Source organism: Kitasatospora humi, from assembly GCF_020907985.1.
Classification (GTDB): domain Bacteria; phylum Actinomycetota; class Actinomycetes; order Streptomycetales; family Streptomycetaceae; genus Kitasatospora; species Kitasatospora humi.
On the sequence record NZ_JAJJPA010000084.1, the window covers coordinates 1 to 19,173 of the forward strand.

The window sequence follows — 19,173 nt, forward strand, 5'->3', positions numbered from 1 at the left end:
ACGCAAGCGGCACATCGCCGTGGACACCCTGGGCCTGCTGCTGGTGGTGATGGTCACCGCCGCCTCGGTCAAGGACAACGACGCCGGCCGCGACCTGCTCGTGAATCTGCGCGAGCGGCACCGGGCCATCACCCTGGTCTGGGCCGACGGCGGTTACACCGGTTGGCTGGTCGCCTTCGCCACCGCCGTCCTGGCCCTCGCGCTGACCGTCGTCAAACGCAGCGACGACACCAAGGGATTCGTGGTGCTGCCGCACCGCTGGATCGTGGAGCGCACGTTCGCCTGGCTCATCCGGGCCCGGCGACTGGCCCGGGACTACGAGACCCGAACCGACAGCGCCGAGGCGATGGCCTGGTGGGCCGCGAGCATCCCGGCCACCCGCCGCCTGGCCCGATCCGGCGCCCCCGCGCCCCGCCGCTTCAAGCGGTCCGCGGCCTGAACAGCCCCGCACGCTCCTCGGTCAACCAGCCCCGCTCCGCCAACCGCTTCGCCCGGAACCGGGCTGCTTGCTCCCTCGCATCACTCGCAGGCCAGCCCAGATCCTCGCGCATCCGCCGCGCCCGCACACCCTGCCCACCCTCGGCCGCATCGCGCTCGACCAGGGCCACGATCCGCGCACAGTCGACTGGGAGCACATCAACCCCCAACCCCTCACGCCAGGAGGGCACTTCGACCCGCGGCCCGACAGCAGCACCCCCGACCGGCTCCACCACCGACCGGCCGGCCGGCACCTCGGGCACCGCGGCCTCATCGGCCAACTCGGCCAAGGCCTCGACGGTCTCCTCCCGGGCGATGACCGCGCGCCGCACGGCCTGTTCCGCCTCCAGCACGGCGGCCTGAACCCGCTCCAACTCGGCCCGCAATTCCTCCGCCCGGGCCAGCGCCACCCGCTCGCGCCGCTCCAGCACTCCCAGCACCGACGGCATCCGCCACCTCCGACCACGTCCCGCACCAACATGACGGTCCGAGCATGCCTACCGAGCGACGGCCACACACCTCACCTGGGAAAACGTGACCCTACCTTCGATTTGGGAAACGCTTCTGAGTCAAGCCAGGCCGGAGCTTCCTGGTCGAGGTCGATGCCGTGGTCGATTCCGAGGTGAAGCAGTGCGGCGATCGCCTGGTGCAGTTGCTCCGTGGTCTCGTCCTGGTCGGCAGACGGGTTGGCGCGTGCGGTAAAGGCGGCTGCGACGAGGTCGGCCAGGTTGTCGCCCGGGTGGGGATCGGGTTTGGAGTAGGCCTGGCGTAGGGCGTTCAGGTAGGCGGCCTGCAGGGTTGTTGTGGAGGCGTTGAGGACGGCGCCGGGGGTGGTGGCCCAGGTCGCTGGATCGGTTGCGACAAGTTCGGCAAGGAGCTGCGCCCTCGCGGGCTGGAGCGGCTCTTGTCTGCCAGGTACGGTCGCGGTGGCAAGTGCCGAAACGGCGGCCGCCGGGCCTTCAGCAGCGGCGATCGCGGAGAACTTCGCTGGGTTCAGGCCGCTATAGGTCACCAGGTAGGGGGCGACGTTCCAGACTGATTGCGGGCGTTCGGGCGCCGGGCCGAAGATCTTGTCCAGTGCCGTTAGCACAGGGCGCCATGGGCCAAGAACCTGGTCTGGAAGAACGGGTGAGAGAGTGCGCACCGTGCACCACCTCGCCGCAGGTACCTCCTGGTGGTCCGCAAAGGCCGCTTCCCAGGTGGTGACCTCGTCCGGGTGAGGGGCCGGGCCCAGGCCCTCGGTCAGGGCGGTGAGCAGCTTCGGGCGCTCGGCATCGGGGCACGAGGTGACCTGCAGTTGCAGGAGGTCGGCGACATCGGCGCGCGGGCCCTCGTGCCCGGCGAGTCGGCCTGCCAGGGGTATTGCCAGCTGCCACCACGCCTCGGTACGGGCCTGCCGGTCCAGGGGACGGTGCAGGTCGTGGTCGGCGGCGTAAGACTCCAGCAGGTGCACGGCCAGAATCCGATCACGCACCGCCCCAGCCGGAAGCTTCGTGAGGAGCGGCTGCATGCGCTCGCCGAGCGGCACGCCCAATGTCGCGTCGGTGCGGGCCAGATCGAGCACCGCCCGGGCCGCCGCAGGGTTGAACGCGTGCGGCGGATCCGGTTGGAGAGAAATGTCGCGTAGATCGTTGTGCAGCCGCAGTTCCCAGTGCGCGGTCGTGTCGGCCAAGCTCTGCACGAGGATTTGGGCCAACGCAAAGCGGCAGAAGCGTCCCAGGCGGTCGCTGTTCGGTCGCGGCTGACCATTGGGGTGGACGGTCTGTACCACCGCATCCAGCAGAAGACCCGCATGCCACGATTCCTCCTGCGTGAACAACGGACTACGCAACAGGTCCTCAACGACCTGCAACCACAGCTCCGTCCGCTCGGCAACCGGGGTGTCGCCGAGCTGGAAGGAGATCCCGCGCAGCACATGGATGCCAGGGTCAGCCTTGGCAACCTTCTTCAACAGCGGGTACGCACGGGCGCCGGTGCCGCGCAGTAGCCAGACGGTCATGCCCAGCGCGGCGGGCCCTCGGGAGGCGATCGCCTCCAGGTGGTCGTCCAGCCAGTCGACGATCAGGGCAGGGTCGATGTCGAGCATCCGCAGCAGGTACGGCTCGGCAGGCCAGCCTTGTCCGTCTGGGAGCAGTCGCTCGGGCTGGACCTCCTCAAGTAGCTCCAACCACCGCTCGCTGGTGGCGCTGCGGAAGAAGAAGGCCCCAGCCCGCGGGTCGGTCATCGTCGCGACTTCCCGGGCCAACGCCTTCGTGGGGTGCTCGACGACCGCCAGCTCGTGCAAGCGCTGCGCCCGCACCGGCAGGGACAAGAACAACTGGCTGGCGGCAGCCACGACGGCCTGGTACATGGCCAGCGTTCCCAACATGCTTCCCGCGGAGCCGTGAAGGACTGCGGATGCCTCGTCGTAGAAACGGTGCCAGGAGTCGAGCGCGGCCTGCCGCTCGGGGCCGCCCATCTCCCTGCCCGTCTGCTTCTGTACCAGATCGGCTACTTGCCGGACCCGGAACCCGCCGCGGTTTCCCTCCTCAGCCCGCAGTTCCTGCACCGCCTCAACCAGGCCGCTGAGATCCGCGTCCATCGTCGATCCCCCGCCGCTGGCGTCGGCCAGCGCCTTCGCCCGTTGGATCACAGCGGCCTGCGTGGACCGCAGACCACGGAAATTCGACCCTGCGATCTTCAGGATACTGTCGACTGCGCCGCGAACGCAGGACTGCGCCACCTCGTAAGGCGCAGCAAATTGTTCCGGGCCGGACAGCACCTTCTGAGCGTCTCGCAGCAGGTTCAGCGCCCGCTCGCCGTTAGCCCCCTGCGCGCGCAGAGCAGTCGCAAGCTCAGATTCGATCGCCAGCGGGCCGGAGGGCAGCTCGCTGTCCGAGGCATGGGTGTTGCCGCTCATCGGCCCACCGTAGCGCTCGGGCGTGCCCAAAGCCATGGTTGGGTGCACTCACCCTTCTGCCAGGCTCGGTGGCTTTTGCGGGGGTGGCGTCATCGGTCCGCTCCTCAACTGGCCCACTCCCAGTGGTGCTGCCCCGCATCGGCCAGGGCCTGGCCCACTACGCTGCGCCGACACCCCGCAACCTGTCCGGGTGGTCCCCAGCCGTGCCCGCTGCCCGCTCGCTACGGTGCCCATCGAGCCGGCCAACCCGCCCCACGCCAACGGTCCACTGTGACAACCAATCAAGTCGGCCCAGGCATGCTGTCTCTAGAAGTTAGAAGGCGTTGTCTTTCCGAGAGTGACGGGTGTGTTTCCGCTGGTCAGGCATAGTGCCGGCGCCTTGGTGGCAGAGACGCGGTGTCGTGTCGTCTCTTCGGTGGAGGTGCCGGGTGCCGGTTCACGAAGACGTAGTCGGAGTCCAAGGCGCCGTACTCGCGATGCAGGTAGTCCGAGTACAGCCGCATCAGCTCCGCGCTCGCCGGGATCGTGCGGGAGCGGCCGGCTTTCGCCCGGGCCCGGTTGTCGTTCTGCCGCGGCACCACGGTCACCTGCCGTTCGGCGATAGCGATGTCGTCGTGCCGCAGGCCGAGGGCCTCGCCGATGCGGACCCCGGTGTCGAGCAGAAGGGCGAACAGCAACCGGTCCCGTAGGTGTCCGCAGGCATCCAGGATCTTCTGGACCTGGGCGACCGTCAGGACGCGCGGGTGCGAACGGCCGCTCTTGAGCTTGATGGTCCGGGTCCGCTCGGGTTTCCCGGAGGCGATGTGCTGCAGGAACGGCTTGTAGGAGGTGGCCGCGGACCGGTGCCGTCCGGCCGGGCGCATCGTCACCAGCAGGCCGGCAACCTCGACACCGCCTCGGGCGTGGAACTCGTAGAACGTGCTGACCGCGGCGAGCTTGCGGTTCACGCTGGACGCCGTGCAGTGGTGCGCGACCGTCGGCAGCACCGTCACCGCCCCGTTCCTGGCCGGTGGCGGCAGCCGCAGCCAGGTGACGAACCCGGCCATCACCTCCAGATCCACTGACTTCCAGTCCAGACCCCGGCCGTCGAGGTAGGTCCACCAGTCCTTCAGGTCGTGGGCGTAGGCCTTGATGGTGTTCGGCGACCGCTCGATCGCAGACAGGTACGCGAGGAACGACTCCACCGAACCGACCGGCCGCAGATCCTCCCCGAGCAGCGTCCACGACTCCGTCGTGGACCCGGGCATCAGCACCCTGTGCACGCGCATCGCGCCTCCAACTCCTCCGTGATGGACAGCGGCAGATAACCGCATCCACCAAGCAAGTTGGGGGACTTCCAGCGCGCTTCACCTACATGAAGGACACCTCAGTACTGGCTCAAGATAACGGCCGTTCACCTTCTTCCCGCCGTCGAACCCCCGGCTGGCGGCCGGCACCGACGCGGCCCCTTTCACCGATTGGGAGTCGATGATCCCGGCGGTCGGCTCCGTATCACGGCCCGCGGCCCGGCGGACCCGGTCGCGCAGCCGGTCGTGGAACTCGGCGACCAGGCCCTTGTCCCGCCAGCGCCGGAAGAAGGCATAGACGCGGTCCCACGCGGGGAAGTCCGCGGGCACCGCCCTCCAGGCGATGCCGCCCGCGACCAGGTAGCGCACCGCGTCGACCAGTTGCCGATGGCAGTAGCCCTCCGGCCGCCCACCGCGTCCCTCCAGCCACCCCGGAATCGGCATCACGTCGCGGACGACCGCCCACTCCGCATCGCTCATGTCCGACGGATACCTCGGCCGCCTGTGCGGCCGGTCACCAGCATTCCCGAACCGGTGAGCGAGGCAATCGCACGATCGTGCAGCTGCGCTGAAAACCGGCAGGCTTGAGGGCGTACAACTGCGGCAACAGGGCCTCCAGGTGTGCTCGCGGTCTTCGACAAACCCGAGCTGCACCAGGAGCCCCGCCTTTATGCGCGGCCCGCGACAAGAGCACCCGACCGGGCTACCGCACTCGAACCCATGCTTACCGCGACCGCTACGACAACGGCTTCTTGGGTCACCGAGCCGGAGCCGCCCAGAACCAACGGCTGACCGTGTCCGCGGGCTCACTGGGAAAGCTGCTTCGCCCAGTCACCCCCAAAGCGATAAGCACGGCCCTCACCGACCTGCTTCAACCCGCCGGGAACAACGTCCCCGTGGTACGGATACTGCTCCGTGACCGCCGCCAGCAGGAACTCCAGGAAGCCGCCCTCGAACAGGTCCCACTCCAGCATCGAGTCGAACTTGGCGGCGACTGGCCATCGGTCCGGGTCAGGGCCCCGCATCAGCCAGAAGAAATGGTCGGAGTTGTAGTTGTTGCCCCACTTCAGCAGCCCGCCCTCGGTCGGGAACAGTGGATACGGGCACTCGTCGTAGTCCCCATCCTGGTGGGCCTGGGCCAGCATGGCGCAGTATCCGTAGGGCTCCGTCGTGAAGTACAGGAATCCCTCGAAGCCGACTGGTCCTCCGACGTAGGGACCGAGCTCTGTCGATGGTGTGTAGATGTGTAGCTCGTCGCTGATGCTGACCGTCCCGTACCGGTCGGCGAACGCCCGGTAGTCCGCGGGCAGCTGGAACCCGAGCACCCCGGGCCCGAACTCCCACGGAACCGGGACCACCCCGTCCGCAGGCGGCGGCCCGATCACCGCGCCGAGCCGGTCCAGCATCTCCTCGATGTCCACGCCCTCTCCCATCAGCCGCCTGTTCCCGCCGGAGGCTATCCGCCTGCGGTGACACCGGATGCGGTAGGGCCCAGCCCGGCGGTGTTCTGGCACCCGAGCTGTGCGGAAGGCTCCACCTCCATATTCACCCGACCGAGACAGCAGACTCGAACTCACGATCACCAAGCTCGATTGAGCAACAGCTACTTAGCTTGGCGTTTAACCTCGTTGCGCTTGGTGATCCTTGATCGACTCGGCGCGTTTCACGGTCTTGCCGACGTCGTGGTGCTTGGCGCGGTTCTTGTTCTTCGAGCCTGCGGGCCGTCCCGGCCCTGGTCGGGACGGTTTCGGTGCGGCCGCCGGACGGGCCGGAGGCTGTCGCACGACTTCTCCCGGCCGGGAGTCAAGAGCGATTCGATGTTCGCTTCCAGTCGTTGCGGGGACGTTGGCAGTCTGGGTCGGTGGGGCGGAACTTCCTGCTGTGTGACCGCGAACGTGATCTCGAGATGCCGAGGAGTGCCCGGGAGTGGCTGCCGCCGGGGCACTTGTGTTGGAGAGTGCTTGAGGTGGTCGAGGGGCTCGATCTTTCGGCGTTCGAGGACGGCTATCGTGCCGATGGGCAGGGCGGCGCCGCCTACTCACCGGCCGCCATGGTGGCGCTGATCTTCTACTGCTACAGCAAGGGCATACGCTCCTCGCGGGGCATCGAGCGGGCCTGCTGGGACGATCTGGGGTGCCGGATCATCACCGCGAACCGCGCAGTGGACCATTCCACCGTCGCGCGGTTCGTCCAGCGTCACCGCGACGCGCTGACCCAGCTGTTCGTGCAGGTGCTGGCCCTGTGCGGCAGCCGGGGGCTGGTCGATCTGTCGGCGGTCGCGGTGGACGGCTCGCCGATGGAGGCGAACGCTTCCCGTGACTCCAACAAGCAGTTGCCGCGTCTCGAAGCCGTCATCGCCCGGTGCGAGGACGAGATCAGCGCGCTCATGGACGACGCGCGCGACCATGCCCGACGCGTCGAGACCGGCGACACCACGGACGCTGACCACGAGCCGCCGGGTGACGACTGGCCGAGGCTGTCACGCCTGTGTGATCTGCTCGTCCGGGCCCGCACGGCCCGGGACCGGCTCCATCAGCGGGCTCTGCCGTCTGTCAACGAGATCAGGATCAAGGTCGAGGCCGCTGAACGCATCGTGGCCCGCGCGGAGAAGCGGCTGGCCGCCGAGACGGCGGCCCATCAGGAGAAACTGAGGACGTACCAGGCCCGGACCGAGGCCGACCAGGCAGCGGGCCGCCGGGCCGCCAACGGCCGGCCGCCTGTGCCCATGGAGAACAAGACGGTCCTGGTCCGGCAGCGGGCCCGACTGGCGAAGGCACTCGCTCACCTGGAGCGGGCACGCAGCCCTGAGTCGGTGCCCTCCCCGACCGCCGTCGCCAGCCTGAGCGATCCGGACTCACGGCTACAACTGGGCAAACGAGGCGGCTACCTGCAGGGATACAACCTGCAGATCGTGTGCGCACGCCGCCAGATACTGCTGGCCGTCGACCTGCACGACAACCCGTCGGACCGCACGGCACTGATCCCGATGGTCAGGAAGACCCAGGAGAACCAGCACGCGGCAGGTCTTCCGGGCGACATCCTGCTCTGGCTCGCGGACAGCGGATACGCCAGCGCCGCCTCCTTCGAGGAACTCGCCGACCTGCCGCTACTGGTCTCGGTCACCAGCGAGGCTGACCAGGCAGGATTCCCCGCAAAGCGCCAGAGCGCCCCCGCCGGCCAACAGGCCATGGCCGACCGCCTGGCGACCCCGACCGGCCGAGCCCAGTACCGCCAGCGCAGCGCGCTCGTCGAGCCGGGCTTCGCCCAGCTTTTCCAGCGATTCGGCCGACACCTCAATTCCGCGGACGCCGGGCCGTCGACACCGAGATCAAGCTCCTCGGCACCGTCCACAACCTCAGCAAACTCCTCGCTGGCACCGCAAAATCGCGCTCTTGACTCCCGAAAGGAGTAGGTCGTGCGACAGCCTCGCCGCGGTCGCGCGGATGTTGCGAAACCCCCGCCGGACCCGGGCGGGGGTCAGACGACGGGGCCCGGCCGGCCGTTCCCAGGGGCGGCGCAGGTCTTCGGCGAGCGGGCGGGCGAGACGGAGCTGGGTGTGGGCGGCGATGACCAGCCAGGTCCACAGGTCGGCGCTGTCGGCGTGGCGGATCTTCGGAGCGGTCCAGCCGAGGGTCTGCTTCATCAGCCTGAAGGTGTGTTCGAGATCGAATCTGCGGAGGAACGCCTGCCACCAGCGGTTCACGTCCGTCGGCGTGGCGGCGGTTGACGAGATCCAGAGCCAGACCGGCTTTGGGTCGCGGTCGCCCGGTAGGCGCTCCACCTTGAGACGCATCAACGTGCCGTGAAGGATAGGTAGTTCCTCCTCGGCCAGGTCCAGCCAGGGGCCGCGGTGGGTGAGCCGGGGGTGCATCTGGTCCCAGGCCATCGCCTCGGCCTTGCCGTAGCGGGTGGTGTCGGTGACCGTGGTGACCTCGGGTTCGTGCCAGCTGTCAGGTCGGGCGAAGGAGAGGACTCCGCCGTGTTTGCGGGGCCGGCCGCCCTTCGGGCCGGACCGGGCGGGCCCGGCGTCGCGGAGCATCACGCGGTCCGAGCGCAGTCTTCCGACCAGCACGACCGGCAGGTCCGCCAGTGCGTGGGAGAGGTAGGCGACGTCGTAGCCGGAGTCCATGACGATCCAGATCTCCGGGTCGCCCTCGCGCCACTGCCCTGCCTGTCTCAACGTGGTTACCACGTCGCGAAGTTGGTCGGCGGTGACTGCGGTCGCGTCGTCCGCCCGGCCGAGGCGCACGGCGTCGAGTAGTGCGGTCCAGGAGGTCCGCCCGGTCTCCAGGGCCGCGACGAAGGAGTACGGCCAGCCGGGCACGAACTGGTCCTTGCTGCGGTCCCCGCGCCCGTAGACGTGGCAGAACAGCCGGTCGTCGCTGGTGGGGGCGTCGGGCCGGAGCCAGTTGCTCACGTCAACGGCCAGCACGATCCGCCCGTCGGCCGCGCGGGGCAGCGGCAAGCCGGCCAAGGTGCGGCGCAGGCGGGCGGGCTCGCACCAACCCCGGTCCAGCGCGGCGTACAGGGCTCCGTGCCCGCGCCGGTGCTCGACCGCCAGCGACAGCTCGACCAGCGTCTTCACCGGCCCGTCCGTACACAGCACCGCGTCGGTGAGCTCGAAGAGCACGTCCTGGCGGGCGTAAAGGCAGTCGTAGAACTCGACCCGAAAGCGGGACAAGACGTCCAATGCCGCACTTTCGGGCGCATCGACCGGGAGACTCATAGGCAGCGGCCGTTCTCTCGTGCTTCGTGACTCGACATCTCGAAGCGTGGAGAACGGCCGCCTCCGCTGTCCCGGGAAGAACCACAGATCAGCAGGTTGGGTGACCTGCGAGGTTAAACGCCAAGCTTAGCGAAGCCAATGCGCAGACCGCTCCGCCGCCATCGCCGACAGAACTCGCAGGTGGGTCCTCCGGGAGCTCTGAAATTGGCACACCAAGCGATCTGCCTGCGACTATCGTGCCTCCGTGACGCTGACCGACGCCGAGATAGCCGCCCTGATCGCACCCGCCGGGCTTCACTTCGTGCAACGGCGCCGGGACGAGGTCCCGTTGCCGCCACTGCCCGCGGGGTGCTCGCCAGCGAGTGCCCGTCCCGAGCACGGGCGATTCGACTCATACCCGGACGAGATCGCCGACGTCGACGCCCCGGATATGGCTGACAAGGTCAACGCGAGTTGGTATCGGATGGCAATGCAATACGGACTCTTCAATCAGGACCGCGAGTTCCTCCTCGGCGTCGACTACAACACGCACCCTACGGACGGAGAGCCCGAAGATGACGGTTGGGCCTGGGTCCAGGTCCGCCTCCTCGACGACTGGGACCTGGTAACGAGCGAGGTGACCCAGCTACGGAGCGGGTTCGCGACACTGTTCACTACACGCTTCGTGCCGGAATTGACCGCGGTTTCGCTGGATGGACGCATGATGATGAACACCACCGTCTGGGGCAACGGCACCGTCAGCACAATCGCCATCCGCCCCTAGCGATCAACTTCGGAGCCCTACTCCTGCTGACAATGAACTCAGTCGTCGCAGGTCAGAGCGTCGTCGTCGACTGACTTCGCTCTCCAAGGACACAAACCGCTGACCAATTGCTGCTACTTCACGTGAACGAAGCCATCGGGGCAAGGATGAGCACCGCGCAGACCCGACCCGGCCCCTCAACTGCTGCGGAAGCTGGTCGAGCAGCAACACCAGCTGGTCGACCAACTCGTAGCTGCCGCACTGCGCGAAGCCGCCGATGTGGGCGAATGCCTGCCGTCGGTCAGGTGAGTAGGTCGGTGACGAGGTCGGCGAAGTCCTCGGGGGTGAGGATGCGGATGCCGAGTTCCTCGGCCTTGGCCCGCTTGGAGCCTGCCTTCTCGCCGGCCACCAGGAGGGTGGTCTTCTTCGACACCGAGCCGGAGACCTTGCCGCCGGCGCGTTCGATGAGTTCGTTCATCTCGTTGCGGGACAGCGCGGCCAGCGCTCCGGTCATGCTGCCGGTGACGACCACCGCTTCGCCGGCCAGCGGGCTGCCCGCGGCGGCCGTGGTGGCAGCAGCAGCCGCGGTCGGGGCGGTCTCGGCGGTGCCGACATTCTGGGCGATCAGCTTGTCGAGCAGCGGGCCGAGTTCGGCAAGTTCGGTGACGATGACCCGGGCCTTCTCCGCGCCGATGCCCTCGACCTGCGCGAGCGCCGCGGCGTCGGCGGCGCGGATCGCGGCCATCGAGCCGAAGTGGGCGGCGATGCGCCGCGACATGGTCCGGCCCGTGCCACGCACCCCCAGCGCGCAGAACACCCGGTTCAGGGGCTGGGTGCGGGCGGTGGCGATGGCCGCGAGGAGGTTGTCGGTGCTGGTCTCCCCCATCCGGTCCAGGGCGAGGAGTTGCTCGCGGGTGAGGGTGAACAGGTCGGCGATGTCGGCGACCAAGCCCGTTTCGACGAGTTGGACGGCACGGGTGCCGCCGAGCCCCTCGATGTCGAGCTGGTCGCGCCCGACGGCGTAGCGGATGCTGGCCACCGCCTGGCAGTTGCGGCCGCGCACGCAGCGCCAGCGCTGCTCGCTGGTGTCGATCGCGTCCCCGCAGCGGGGGCAGGCTTCGGGGAACGCGATGGGCTGCTCGGTGCCGGTGCGCTCGTCGACGAGCGGTGCCTCGACGCGCGGGATCACGTCGCCGGCCCGGTAGACGAACACCTGGTCGCCGATCATCAGACCCCGCCGGGTGATGTCAGCGGGGTTGTGCAGCGTGGCGTAGGTGACGGTCACCCCGTCGATGACGACGGGCGCCAGGACGGCGCGCGGGGCGATGATGCCGGTGCGGCCCACGTTCCACTCCACGCCGAGGAGCCGGGTGACCTTGTGCACGGCCGGCAGCTTGCGGGCCACCGCCCAACGCGGTGCCCGGGAACCGGATCCGGCCTGCTCCTGGTCGGCGGCGGCATCGGCTTTGACCACCACGCCGTCGATCCCGAACGGCAGCGCGGCGCGCAGTGCGGCGATCTCCTCGACCCGCTGCTGGGCCTCCTCGACGGTGGCGCAGTACTGCGGGTGGGCTGCCGTGCTCGCTGCGGTGCTCGCGCCGAGCTCGGCCAGGCGCCGCAGCAGGACGGTGTGGTCGAGGTCGATGGGCAGACCGACTGCGTCGTAGCCGAAGAACGTCGACTCGACCCGGTACGGGCGGTCCTTGGCCCGCAGGGTGCCTGCGACCGCGTTGCGCGGGTTGGCGAACGGGGCGGCGCCGTGTGCGGTGCGGATCTGATTGGCCTGGTCGAATTGGTCGTTGGTGAACAGGACTTCGCCCCGGATCTCGACGTCGAGGGGCTCGGTGAGGAGCGGGGGCAGGCCGAGGATGGCGCCTGCGGCGTGGGTGATGTCCTCGCCCGCCTGTCCGTCGCCGCGGGTGATCAGCTGGGCCAGGCGCCCGGCACGGTAGCGGGCAGCCACCGCCAGCCCGTCCAGCTTCGGCTCCACGCACAAGCCGGCCACCGGGCGGCCCAACCGGCGCTCCAGCCCGGTCGCCCACTCCGCAAGTTCGTCCGCCGAGAAGACGTTGTCGAGCGACAGCATGGGCACGCTGTGCGGCACATCGCCAACAACCGCGCCGCCAGCGACCTTCCCCGTGGGGGAATCCGGCAGCCTCTCATCCGGGTGCACGTCCTCGTAGGCCGCGATCGCCCGCACCAGCGCGTCGTACTCGTCATCACCGAGCGGCGTGACCCCATCGGTGTAGTACGCGGCGGCTGCCTGCACGGCAGCGGCAACGGCGTCGGCATAGGCGGACGAGGACGACAGCGGAGCGGAGGTATCGATCATGGGGACATCATCCCGGCCGGCACCGACAACGAACCCCCTCCCAGCTGCGGAGCCGCTGAGGCTGGGGGCGGTGGCAGCCCCGCCGTGCCAACGGCGCCGGCCAGCACCGCGCCTGGCTCCGCCTTCCAGCAGCCGACACGCGCCCCGCGTCACCAATCGACCGGTCCCTCTCCGAACCTGCGGTGGGCTTCCCGCCTCCGTACAAGGCCGCCGTTGCCGCCTCCCGCTCTGAGCCCGGATCTGAGTACCCGTGCTCAGGTCTGCGGGGCTGCCCGCCAGTAGCCTCGTGATCAACGCCGCACGAAGATCGGCGCTGACACGGGGGACGATGCAGATGCAGACCAGTGACCGCACCACGGCCCGCAGGTGGCCGGTCGTCCTCGGCATGGTGCTACCTCTTCTCCTGATCGGCGCAGTCGTGACCGGGATTTGGGCCTGGAACAACGGTCATGGCCCGGTGGCCAGGCACGACAAAGCCGGGACGGACGCGGGGAAGGCTCGGGACGACATTCAGAGCGCCCTCGAAGGCGCTGTCGGCGCCATCACCCCGCAAGTCGCACACTCCGACGGCTGGTACTGGGTGGTCCGCGATCCGGAGCACTGGGACGGCGAGCCGAGGCAGACCTCCACCGTCTACCGCATGTGGTCGCTCCAGGCCCGGATCGACCCGTCGAGGTACGAGGTCCTCGCCGACCAACTCGCCCGGTACTGGAAGGCACACGGCTACCGCGTGGGCCCGTTCCAGAACTTCGCCGGAGCCAACACCGGTACCTTCCCGACCGACGAGCGCCAGATCTCCGCCACCTCGCCCGACGGTGTCTTCGTCACCCTGGAAATGGACACCCCGGGCGTGAGCCTCAAGGCTTCCCTGGACGGAGTCCGGTACGCGGGCACCGAGGTGTACGGCAACGACCCCTCCCAGCCCGACCGCCAGCTGGACGCCTACACGCACCAGCTGAACGTGGCACCCCCGACCGCCGACGACCCGTACTGGTCGCACCGTTAACGACCGACCCGTCAGCGAGCACGGCGACAGGCACCCCGGCCGCCGTTGCGGAGAATCTGAGGGTCTGCGGCCCGTCGTTTATCAACGGGGCCTGAGCCCATCTCTTCTCTGTATGCGATGAGCGTGGCTGGAGCCTCATCGGCTCCTCGTTGGGCTTGCTGACAGATCAGTCCGCCCGTTCCAGCCCGAGGGCGCTACCCACCGGGATCGCCCGCCACATCGCGCTGATCTGCGGAAGCGTTTCGATGAACGTGGCGATCTGGGACAGCGCTGTGGCCCGTTCATGGCCGATGGGATCGAAGTCGAAGCCCATGCTGGTCCAGGCCATATCGCCCAGGTCCACCCAGGCCGGAGCATCAGCGAAGACCAGTTCGAGCTCTACGTTCCAGCGCTGCGGCTGCCAGAACTCGTCATCCTGATCGCCCTCGTCGCACACCGCGAACTGTCTGGTGAAGACCAGTGCGGGGCGGTCGTCGTTCCAACTCCACCGCCCCCACTGCACGATGAACCCGTCGCCGTCGTCCTCTGCAGGATCAATCCCGTCGATCTGCACCTGGAGGAACTCCTGGAATGCAGACCATGCCCGCGCAACATCGTCGACTGCGTCCGGGTCAAGTCCATGACGCCGAAGGATCAGCGCGAACATCCCAGGACTGCTCTTCCAGTGCGTGGCCATGCCGGATGCTAACCGACCACCGCCAGCTCCAGGACGCGCCAGCCGCGATCACCAGAGGACTGCGACAACAGGCCTCGCCCGGGCTTGTTACAGCTATCGCAACGATCCGAACTGGGAAGTAGCGATCAAAGAACCTTCGAACCGCAGATAACGGACGGCAGGGGCAAGAGCCACTTCACCGAGGCACTCGGCCGCTCGGCGGACCGGTGGGACTCGATCAGCGGATCAGCGTCATCACCTGGACGTTCCCGGACAAGACCGCTGCCGCCCCAGCACAGATCCTCGCCAGCTGGAGCCCCTCGTCGTCCTCATGGCGGTGGACATGGGCCAACGAGAGCATCCTGCCCGAGATGAGCCACGATGCTCGCGCCGTTCGCGACGGGCCAAGGCCCACGGCCGCGATGCTCTCGCGGCTCTGGCTGTCCGGATCACAGGCTTCTATCGCGGACCCGGCGCAAGGTCGATCGCGATCATCACGTTCGGACCGATCACCCTGACCGCTCAGGACGGAAGCACGTCGACCTTCAAAATCGATATCGAATGGCCGCCGGCCTCCCGCGAGGACTCCGTCACCGATGAACCCAGGTGAGCTGGCGCAGACCCTGTTCAGCTCACGGATCGCGTGAGAGTGGCGCGGTCGATGCTGTGGAGCTCCAGATAGCGGTCTGCCATGAGCTTGTAGACGTGTTCCAGCGGGGCTCCATCGGCCTGGCACCAACGCGGGATCGCCTTGCGGATAACAGCTCGTCGGTCCGGTCCGCGCTTGACTCCCGGGCGCTGCGCGGCACGTTCCGCGCGGTGTGCGGCATCGAGGAATTCGGCCGGCACGACGTCGTGCTGGAGGGCGAGGTCGAGCGCGTACTCGTAGGGGTAGCGGTCGGGGTCGAACGGGAGCCCTGGTACCTGAGCAATCGTCTCGGCGATGGTCCTCACAGGGTTCACGGTGCCATGCGTGCGCGGCGGCGGCAGGCCGGCAGCCTCCTTCTTGGTGGCTGGTGTTGATGAGGACGGTCGAAAATGACCAGGGAGACTGGTGGCCTCAGTTCGTCCGCTGGTCAACGAAGTGGGGAATCTGGGAAGCGGACAGCGATGTAGTGAGGGCCCGGCGACCGAAGGTCGCCGGGCCCTGGTGATCTTTCAGCCACTGACCCTGAGCAGCCGGAACCCGTCCGCGAGCAGGACGCATCCGACCCCCAAGAGCGCCGGCCCACCCGGGCCTGCGATCACGCTAAGGCCACAAAGCAAGACCCCACCAATGATCGAGAGCGACACGCGCATTCGCAGCGGGAGGTCGCCCTCAATGTGGCCTGCTTCACTGCCTTCATCCGCGCCTTCATCGGCGGCTGCCCACAGGTTCATGGACGTAGCTATCAGCTGCCGGGCTTCCTGCTGGGCATTCTGTTCAACAAACTCGGTCGCGTCGCGGAGAAGCGCCGGCAACTCGTCAGCTTGTATGTCGGCGACCGGCCAGTCTGGCAACTCCGATGCCGACAGGAGGCCAGCGAGTTCCTCCGCGAACCCGTACAGAAACGGCACAGCGTCGTGGATGCTCCGAAGTCGGTCCGCCAACTGTATGGCCATGATCTCAAGATCATGCGCAGCGTCTATGTCGACCCTCTCGCGGTTGCCCAGGTCGTCCACACCAGCAGTCCAGACAGCGTCAAGTTGCAGGGCGCTGATAGCTGTACCAGCGATCCGTACAGCCGAAGCTTGATCGGCAAAGCCCAGCGTCATTCAGTGCTCCCGAAACGGAGGGTGTCAGGTCCGATCCGACGCTGCCACCTGCTCGGTGGACCCTGCGCGTCTCGGTAGCCCATTCAGCGGAGGAGTCGTTCGACGGACGACGCCACCCGAAGGGTGGGGAACCAACTCCAGCAGGTGTGACCCACCCGCCAGCATCTCCTGGGGAGATTCAGGCAGCGTCATCAGTGTCGCCGTTGCCGCTTCCCCACGGGTTGGCCTCGTCGTGCGTCGCACCTCGCCCACCGCCAGCATGCAGTACGGTCCCAGGGTGATGAACCCAGTACAGCCGGATGTGGAAGAGCTCCTGATCACCGCTCTTCAGGACACCGTCCGCACCGAGCACGAGGGTCCCGGGCAGGCGCTGGTGGCCGAGCTGGAGCGTCGCGGCACCGAGGCCCTGTGGGAGGCGGCGCAGCTGTGCCTGGGTCTCTTGGCGTCCCGCCCTGTCTATGGACTGGTCGGTCAGAATGGTACCGAGCACCTGCGCCGGGTTGCCCGGACCGCTGACCCTCCCACCGCGTGCACGCTCAACCTCCTTGCCACGCACCGCGACCGCGGCCATCAGGCCGCGCGCCCCATCTGGGATCAGGCCACGCCAGCGGTACGCACCGCCACACTGCACCAGTTGCTCATTACCGTTGCCAGCTCGATCGGATCCGATGGTGCCCGCTTGTCTGCCCGCCAGACGGCGCGGCTGATCCGCACGGCAATTCCGTCGTCGTCCTCGTGGCAGTGAAGAGTCGAACGGCAACCGGCTCACTGCGGTGCGGCACCTCGCACTGCTCGGTTCGGCCCGCGGGTCTCCGGAGTGCAGTCAGGCGGTCTGTGCTGTCACGACGGTGGGGTCACAGTCGCTCTCTTGGGCTGCCTGCTTCCGCAGCCGCCGCACTCTGGCGGCGACGCCCTCGCGGTGCGGTGTCGGACAGCGTGAGGCGATCTGCTGGGCTTGGTGGCTCGCGGATGGGTCGGCATCCTGTTGGGGGGTGCTGGGCGGTGGTGGGGGCAGGGTGGTGTTGCCGTTGGCTGCTTTCCAGAGCTGGTGGAAGTAGTCCTGCTCGCCGCCCAGGATGCCGATGAGAATAGCCAGTTCCCGGAAGTTGGTGAGGTCGGTGTCCCTGATCATGTCGGTGATCCGGTCGGGTGACAGTCGCCATTTGGAGGCGACGGCGATGTCGTAGGCGGTGGGGCTGCCGGCGCGGACGTGCAGCGTGGCGAGCGCGGCTGCGAGCATCCGCTGGGCGTCCTCGCGGGTGAGGTCGGCCGGGGTGGCCGTTGGGCGGTGTGGGCCGCCGAATTCGCGCAGTCGCTCATTCATCCACGTGTCGTACAGGAGGGTGGGGTCGGCTCCGCAGGCGAGGGCGAGGGCCTCTGTCAGATGCCAGGTGGGCACCTTGTGGCCGGACAGGATCCGGGACAGGTAGGACGGGGAGCAGCCGCTGCGCTGGGCGAGGTCGGTTTGGGTGCGGTTGGTGCCGCGGACGAGCATGGACAGCATCGAGGAGAGCCGGTTGTAGGCGGGGCGGGCCGCAGCCGGGGGGAGTTCGGGGTTCGCGGTGGCGTCCAGGATGCTCAGCCGGGATGGGGGGTATTGCTTGGGCGGGCCCCCGTGGACGAGCAGGTGGGGCGGGCGGGGGGCGTCGTTGTCGGGTCGGGCGGTGCGGGCGAACTGGGAGAGCCGGCGGGCGATGTATTCGGGCCGGTAGCGGTGCCGGACGCCGTCTTCTCCCGCGCCCAGCATGGCGGCGATCCGGGACCAGGTCGTGCGGTGTCGGCGTTCCAGGCCGACCAGACCGGCGGTGAGCGCTTCGAGCTGCGCCTGGAGCTGGACGACCACCGTGAGGGCTGGCGGGTGCCCGCCACTGGGGGAGGGCGAATCGGCCAGCGTGCGTCGCAGGCCGCGCAGCGCCTCCTCCATGTCTTGGGCGATCTCGCCGGCGATCGCGCGCTCGTCCAGCACGGCCGGGACCTGGGGCAAGGTGCAGGCGGCACGGGCTCGACTGCGTTGGCGGCACGCTCGCTGCCGGCATCGGGGGCTGCAATACGCCCCCGGCCGCCCCGTGGCGGCAGTCTGCAGTGCTGCCCCGCACACCTGGCAGGCCTCGGCCGCGCCGCCGCGCCCCGGTCCCGGTCCCGGTTCCGGTCCCGGCAGGATGGTGGACGGGATCGTGTCCCAGGCCGTACCGGTTGCGGGCTCCGCGCAGTTCCCCGTACCAGGGCTGCCAGGAAGTAGAACCTGCATGAGCGTCCTCGTCGTCGAGCTGTTCCTCTGTCACGAAACCCCGGCCTCATGCCGGGAACGCGTCGCGAAACCGGGCGGTCCCTTCCGTCTGGGGCAACCCCGTCCGCGATCGGTGTGGGGGCGGCCGATGGGCGCCCCCACACCGGTCATGTCACTGTCGCCGCTGCCGAAGCGCCTGAGCCGCCGGCGGCAGCACCGTGGCCAGCACAGACAGCAGCACCGTCAGGGTTCCGCCGTGCCCGTCACCGGGGATCACGATGACGACCGGCACCCAGAGCGGGCGACGCCGCCGCCTGGCAAGGGTGTTGCCCTCCTGGGACACATTCCGGGACTCGTCACCCGGCTCGGTACCGTTGTCCTCGCGGGCCACCGCCGTCGGGGCAGGTTCGGCCTGACACGGCCGAGGGGACTCAGTCATCGCTGTGCTCCTTGGTTGGTGAGTTGAGAGCACGCGGTGTGTGGGGACGTCGGCATCAAGGTTGCTAGCCCGCCTACGACTTGCACACCGCGTGCGCCCTCACCTCACCCTTCCCAGCGACGATCATCAACACGGACAATCGAGACGTCCCGTCAAAAAGCGCAGCCCACCGGCCATCCGGGCATATGCGAGGAATCACCTCTTCCGGCGAACCGAACCCAACTCCGCCCGGAGACAACCGAAACCTGGTAAAAGCCGTGCCAGGAGGCCACTGACCGGCCAGGATTCGAGCAAAGGGGCGCGGCTGGTGACAGGCTGGGTCCATGGCCGACGATGCCGACGACCAGGCCGTGAGGCTGTACGGCCTGCCGCCCAACCGGTTTATCCCTGAACGCGACCGGGCCGTCCGAGCAGCCCGCGCGGCCGGCCGGCGCGAGGACGCCACCCGGCTGGCCTCCCTGCGCCGCCCCACCCAAGCGGCATGGGCCGTCAACCAGCTCGCCCGCCACCACGCCGACCAGCTGGCCCGGCTGCTCGACCTGGGAGCGGCGATGCGCAGCGCGCAGTCCCGGCGCGATACCGAGGCACTGCGGGAGCTGGCCGGTCAGCGGCACCGCTTGCTGGAGGAG

General features: G+C 68.6%; 16 protein-coding genes and 3 pseudogenes. 7 read left to right on the plus strand and 12 right to left on the minus strand.

Annotation, left to right across the window (positions count from 1 at the left end):
- The coding region (locus LN042_RS35020) for a transposase (protein ID WP_230055505.1) at positions 1–439 on the plus strand (439 nt) is incomplete at its 5' end.
- Here the strand turns inward: LN042_RS35020 and LN042_RS35025 are convergent.
- The 5 genes and pseudogenes from LN042_RS35025 to LN042_RS35045 form a co-directional block, all read right to left on the minus strand.
- Entirely contained in the window at positions 420–926 is a 507-nt protein-coding gene (locus LN042_RS35025) for a hypothetical protein (RefSeq protein ID WP_230055506.1), read from the minus strand. The two genes, LN042_RS35020 and LN042_RS35025, sit on opposite strands and share 20 nt — an antisense overlap.
- 71 nt (positions 927–997) lie before the next feature.
- Entirely contained in the window at positions 998–3,376 is a 2,379-nt protein-coding gene (locus LN042_RS35030) for a hypothetical protein (RefSeq protein ID WP_230055507.1), read from the minus strand.
- Positions 3,377–3,735: 359 nt separating this feature from the next.
- Entirely contained in the window at positions 3,736–4,644 is a 909-nt protein-coding gene (locus LN042_RS35035; protein ID WP_230055508.1) for a site-specific integrase, read from the minus strand.
- Positions 4,645–4,761: 117 nt separating this feature from the next.
- Positions 4,762–5,142, minus strand: a pseudogene (locus LN042_RS35040) (transposase); the annotation flags it as partial.
- 326 nt (positions 5,143–5,468) lie between these two features.
- Positions 5,469–6,095, minus strand: a complete 627-nt coding sequence (locus LN042_RS35045; protein ID WP_230055510.1) for a hypothetical protein — start codon at positions 6,093–6,095, stop codon at positions 5,469–5,471.
- 473 nt (positions 6,096–6,568) lie between these two features.
- On the opposite strand from LN042_RS35045, the gene LN042_RS35050 reads away from it, so the two are divergent.
- Complete coding sequence (locus LN042_RS35050) at positions 6,569–8,074, plus strand: transposase (RefSeq protein WP_283844010.1); 1,506 nt, start codon at positions 6,569–6,571, stop codon at positions 8,072–8,074.
- 24 nt (positions 8,075–8,098) lie between these two features.
- Here the strand turns inward: LN042_RS35050 and LN042_RS35055 are convergent.
- A pseudogene (locus tag LN042_RS35055) lies at positions 8,099–9,388 on the minus strand (NF041680 family putative transposase); the annotation flags it as partial.
- A 244-nt stretch (positions 9,389–9,632) separates the two neighbouring features.
- Here LN042_RS35055 and LN042_RS35060 point away from each other — a divergent pair.
- Positions 9,633–10,151 (plus strand): hypothetical protein, encoded by a 519-nt coding sequence (locus LN042_RS35060; RefSeq protein WP_230055513.1) that lies wholly within the window; start codon positions 9,633–9,635, stop codon positions 10,149–10,151.
- A gap of 280 nt (positions 10,152–10,431) precedes the next feature.
- Here LN042_RS35060 and ligA read toward each other — a convergent pair whose 3' ends face one another.
- Positions 10,432–12,462 carry an NAD-dependent DNA ligase LigA gene (ligA, locus tag LN042_RS35065; RefSeq protein ID WP_230055514.1) on the minus strand — a complete coding sequence of 677 codons (2,031 nt, stop codon included), beginning with the start codon at positions 12,460–12,462 and terminating at the stop codon, positions 10,432–10,434.
- A gap of 334 nt (positions 12,463–12,796) precedes the next feature.
- On the opposite strand from ligA, the gene LN042_RS35070 reads away from it, so the two are divergent.
- Entirely contained in the window at positions 12,797–13,468 is a 672-nt protein-coding gene (locus tag LN042_RS35070; protein WP_230055515.1) for a hypothetical protein, read from the plus strand.
- A 166-nt stretch (positions 13,469–13,634) separates the two neighbouring features.
- On the opposite strand, the gene LN042_RS35075 is transcribed toward LN042_RS35070, so the two are convergent.
- On the minus strand, positions 13,635–14,114 hold the full coding sequence (locus tag LN042_RS35075; protein WP_230055516.1) for a hypothetical protein: 480 nt from the start codon (positions 14,112–14,114) through the stop codon (positions 13,635–13,637).
- 236 nt (positions 14,115–14,350) lie between these two features.
- Here LN042_RS35075 and LN042_RS38190 point away from each other — a divergent pair, with 236 nt between their 5' ends.
- On the plus strand, positions 14,351–14,641 hold the full coding sequence (locus LN042_RS38190) for a DUF6882 domain-containing protein (RefSeq protein ID WP_372495877.1): 291 nt from the start codon (positions 14,351–14,353) through the stop codon (positions 14,639–14,641).
- A 109-nt stretch (positions 14,642–14,750) separates the two neighbouring features.
- On the opposite strand, the gene LN042_RS35080 is transcribed toward LN042_RS38190, so the two are convergent.
- Entirely contained in the window at positions 14,751–15,077 is a 327-nt protein-coding gene (locus tag LN042_RS35080) for a hypothetical protein (RefSeq protein ID WP_230055517.1), read from the minus strand.
- Between the two features lie 204 nt (positions 15,078–15,281).
- The gene (locus LN042_RS35085; RefSeq protein ID WP_230055518.1) at positions 15,282–15,878 is read right to left on the minus strand and encodes a hypothetical protein; all 597 of its coding nucleotides are present in this window, start codon (positions 15,876–15,878) and stop codon (positions 15,282–15,284) included.
- 277 nt (positions 15,879–16,155) lie between these two features.
- Between LN042_RS35085 and LN042_RS35090 the strand changes: the two genes are divergently transcribed.
- On the plus strand, positions 16,156–16,623 hold the full coding sequence (locus tag LN042_RS35090; RefSeq protein WP_230055519.1) for a hypothetical protein: 468 nt from the start codon (positions 16,156–16,158) through the stop codon (positions 16,621–16,623).
- Between the two features lie 78 nt (positions 16,624–16,701).
- Here LN042_RS35090 and LN042_RS35095 read toward each other — a convergent pair whose 3' ends face one another.
- Both LN042_RS35095 and LN042_RS35100 read right to left on the minus strand, forming a co-directional pair.
- A complete protein-coding gene (locus LN042_RS35095) occupies positions 16,702–17,844 on the minus strand; it encodes a helix-turn-helix domain-containing protein (protein ID WP_230055520.1) in 1,143 nt (380 codons plus the stop codon).
- A 433-nt stretch (positions 17,845–18,277) separates the two neighbouring features.
- The gene (locus tag LN042_RS35100) at positions 18,278–18,544 is read right to left on the minus strand and encodes a hypothetical protein (RefSeq protein WP_230055521.1); all 267 of its coding nucleotides are present in this window, start codon (positions 18,542–18,544) and stop codon (positions 18,278–18,280) included.
- A gap of 323 nt (positions 18,545–18,867) precedes the next feature.
- Between LN042_RS35100 and LN042_RS35105 the strand changes: the two are divergent.
- Positions 18,868–19,173 (plus strand): annotated as a pseudogene (locus tag LN042_RS35105) (hypothetical protein); the annotation flags it as partial.

Coding starts and splice junctions, on each gene's coding strand:
- LN042_RS35075 (WP_230055516.1), bottom strand. CDS start 14,114: ATGTTCGCGCTGATCCTTCGGCGTCATGGACTTGACCCGGACGCAGTC.
- ligA (WP_230055514.1), bottom strand. CDS start 12,462: ATGATCGATACCTCCGCTCCGCTGTCGTCCTCGTCCGCCTATGCCGAC.
- LN042_RS35045 (WP_230055510.1), bottom strand. CDS start 6,095: ATGGGAGAGGGCGTGGACATCGAGGAGATGCTGGACCGGCTCGGCGCG.
- LN042_RS35085 (WP_230055518.1), bottom strand. CDS start 15,878: ATGACGCTGGGCTTTGCCGATCAAGCTTCGGCTGTACGGATCGCTGGT.
- LN042_RS35035 (WP_230055508.1), bottom strand. CDS start 4,644: ATGCGCGTGCACAGGGTGCTGATGCCCGGGTCCACGACGGAGTCGTGG.
- LN042_RS35030 (WP_230055507.1), bottom strand. CDS start 3,376: ATGAGCGGCAACACCCATGCCTCGGACAGCGAGCTGCCCTCCGGCCCG.
- LN042_RS35050 (WP_283844010.1), top strand. CDS start 6,569: ATGCCGAGGAGTGCCCGGGAGTGGCTGCCGCCGGGGCACTTGTGTTGG.
- LN042_RS35025 (WP_230055506.1), bottom strand. CDS start 926: ATGCCGTCGGTGCTGGGAGTGCTGGAGCGGCGCGAGCGGGTGGCGCTG.
- LN042_RS35100 (WP_230055521.1), bottom strand. CDS start 18,544: ATGACTGAGTCCCCTCGGCCGTGTCAGGCCGAACCTGCCCCGACGGCG.
- LN042_RS35070 (WP_230055515.1), top strand. CDS start 12,797: ATGCAGACCAGTGACCGCACCACGGCCCGCAGGTGGCCGGTCGTCCTC.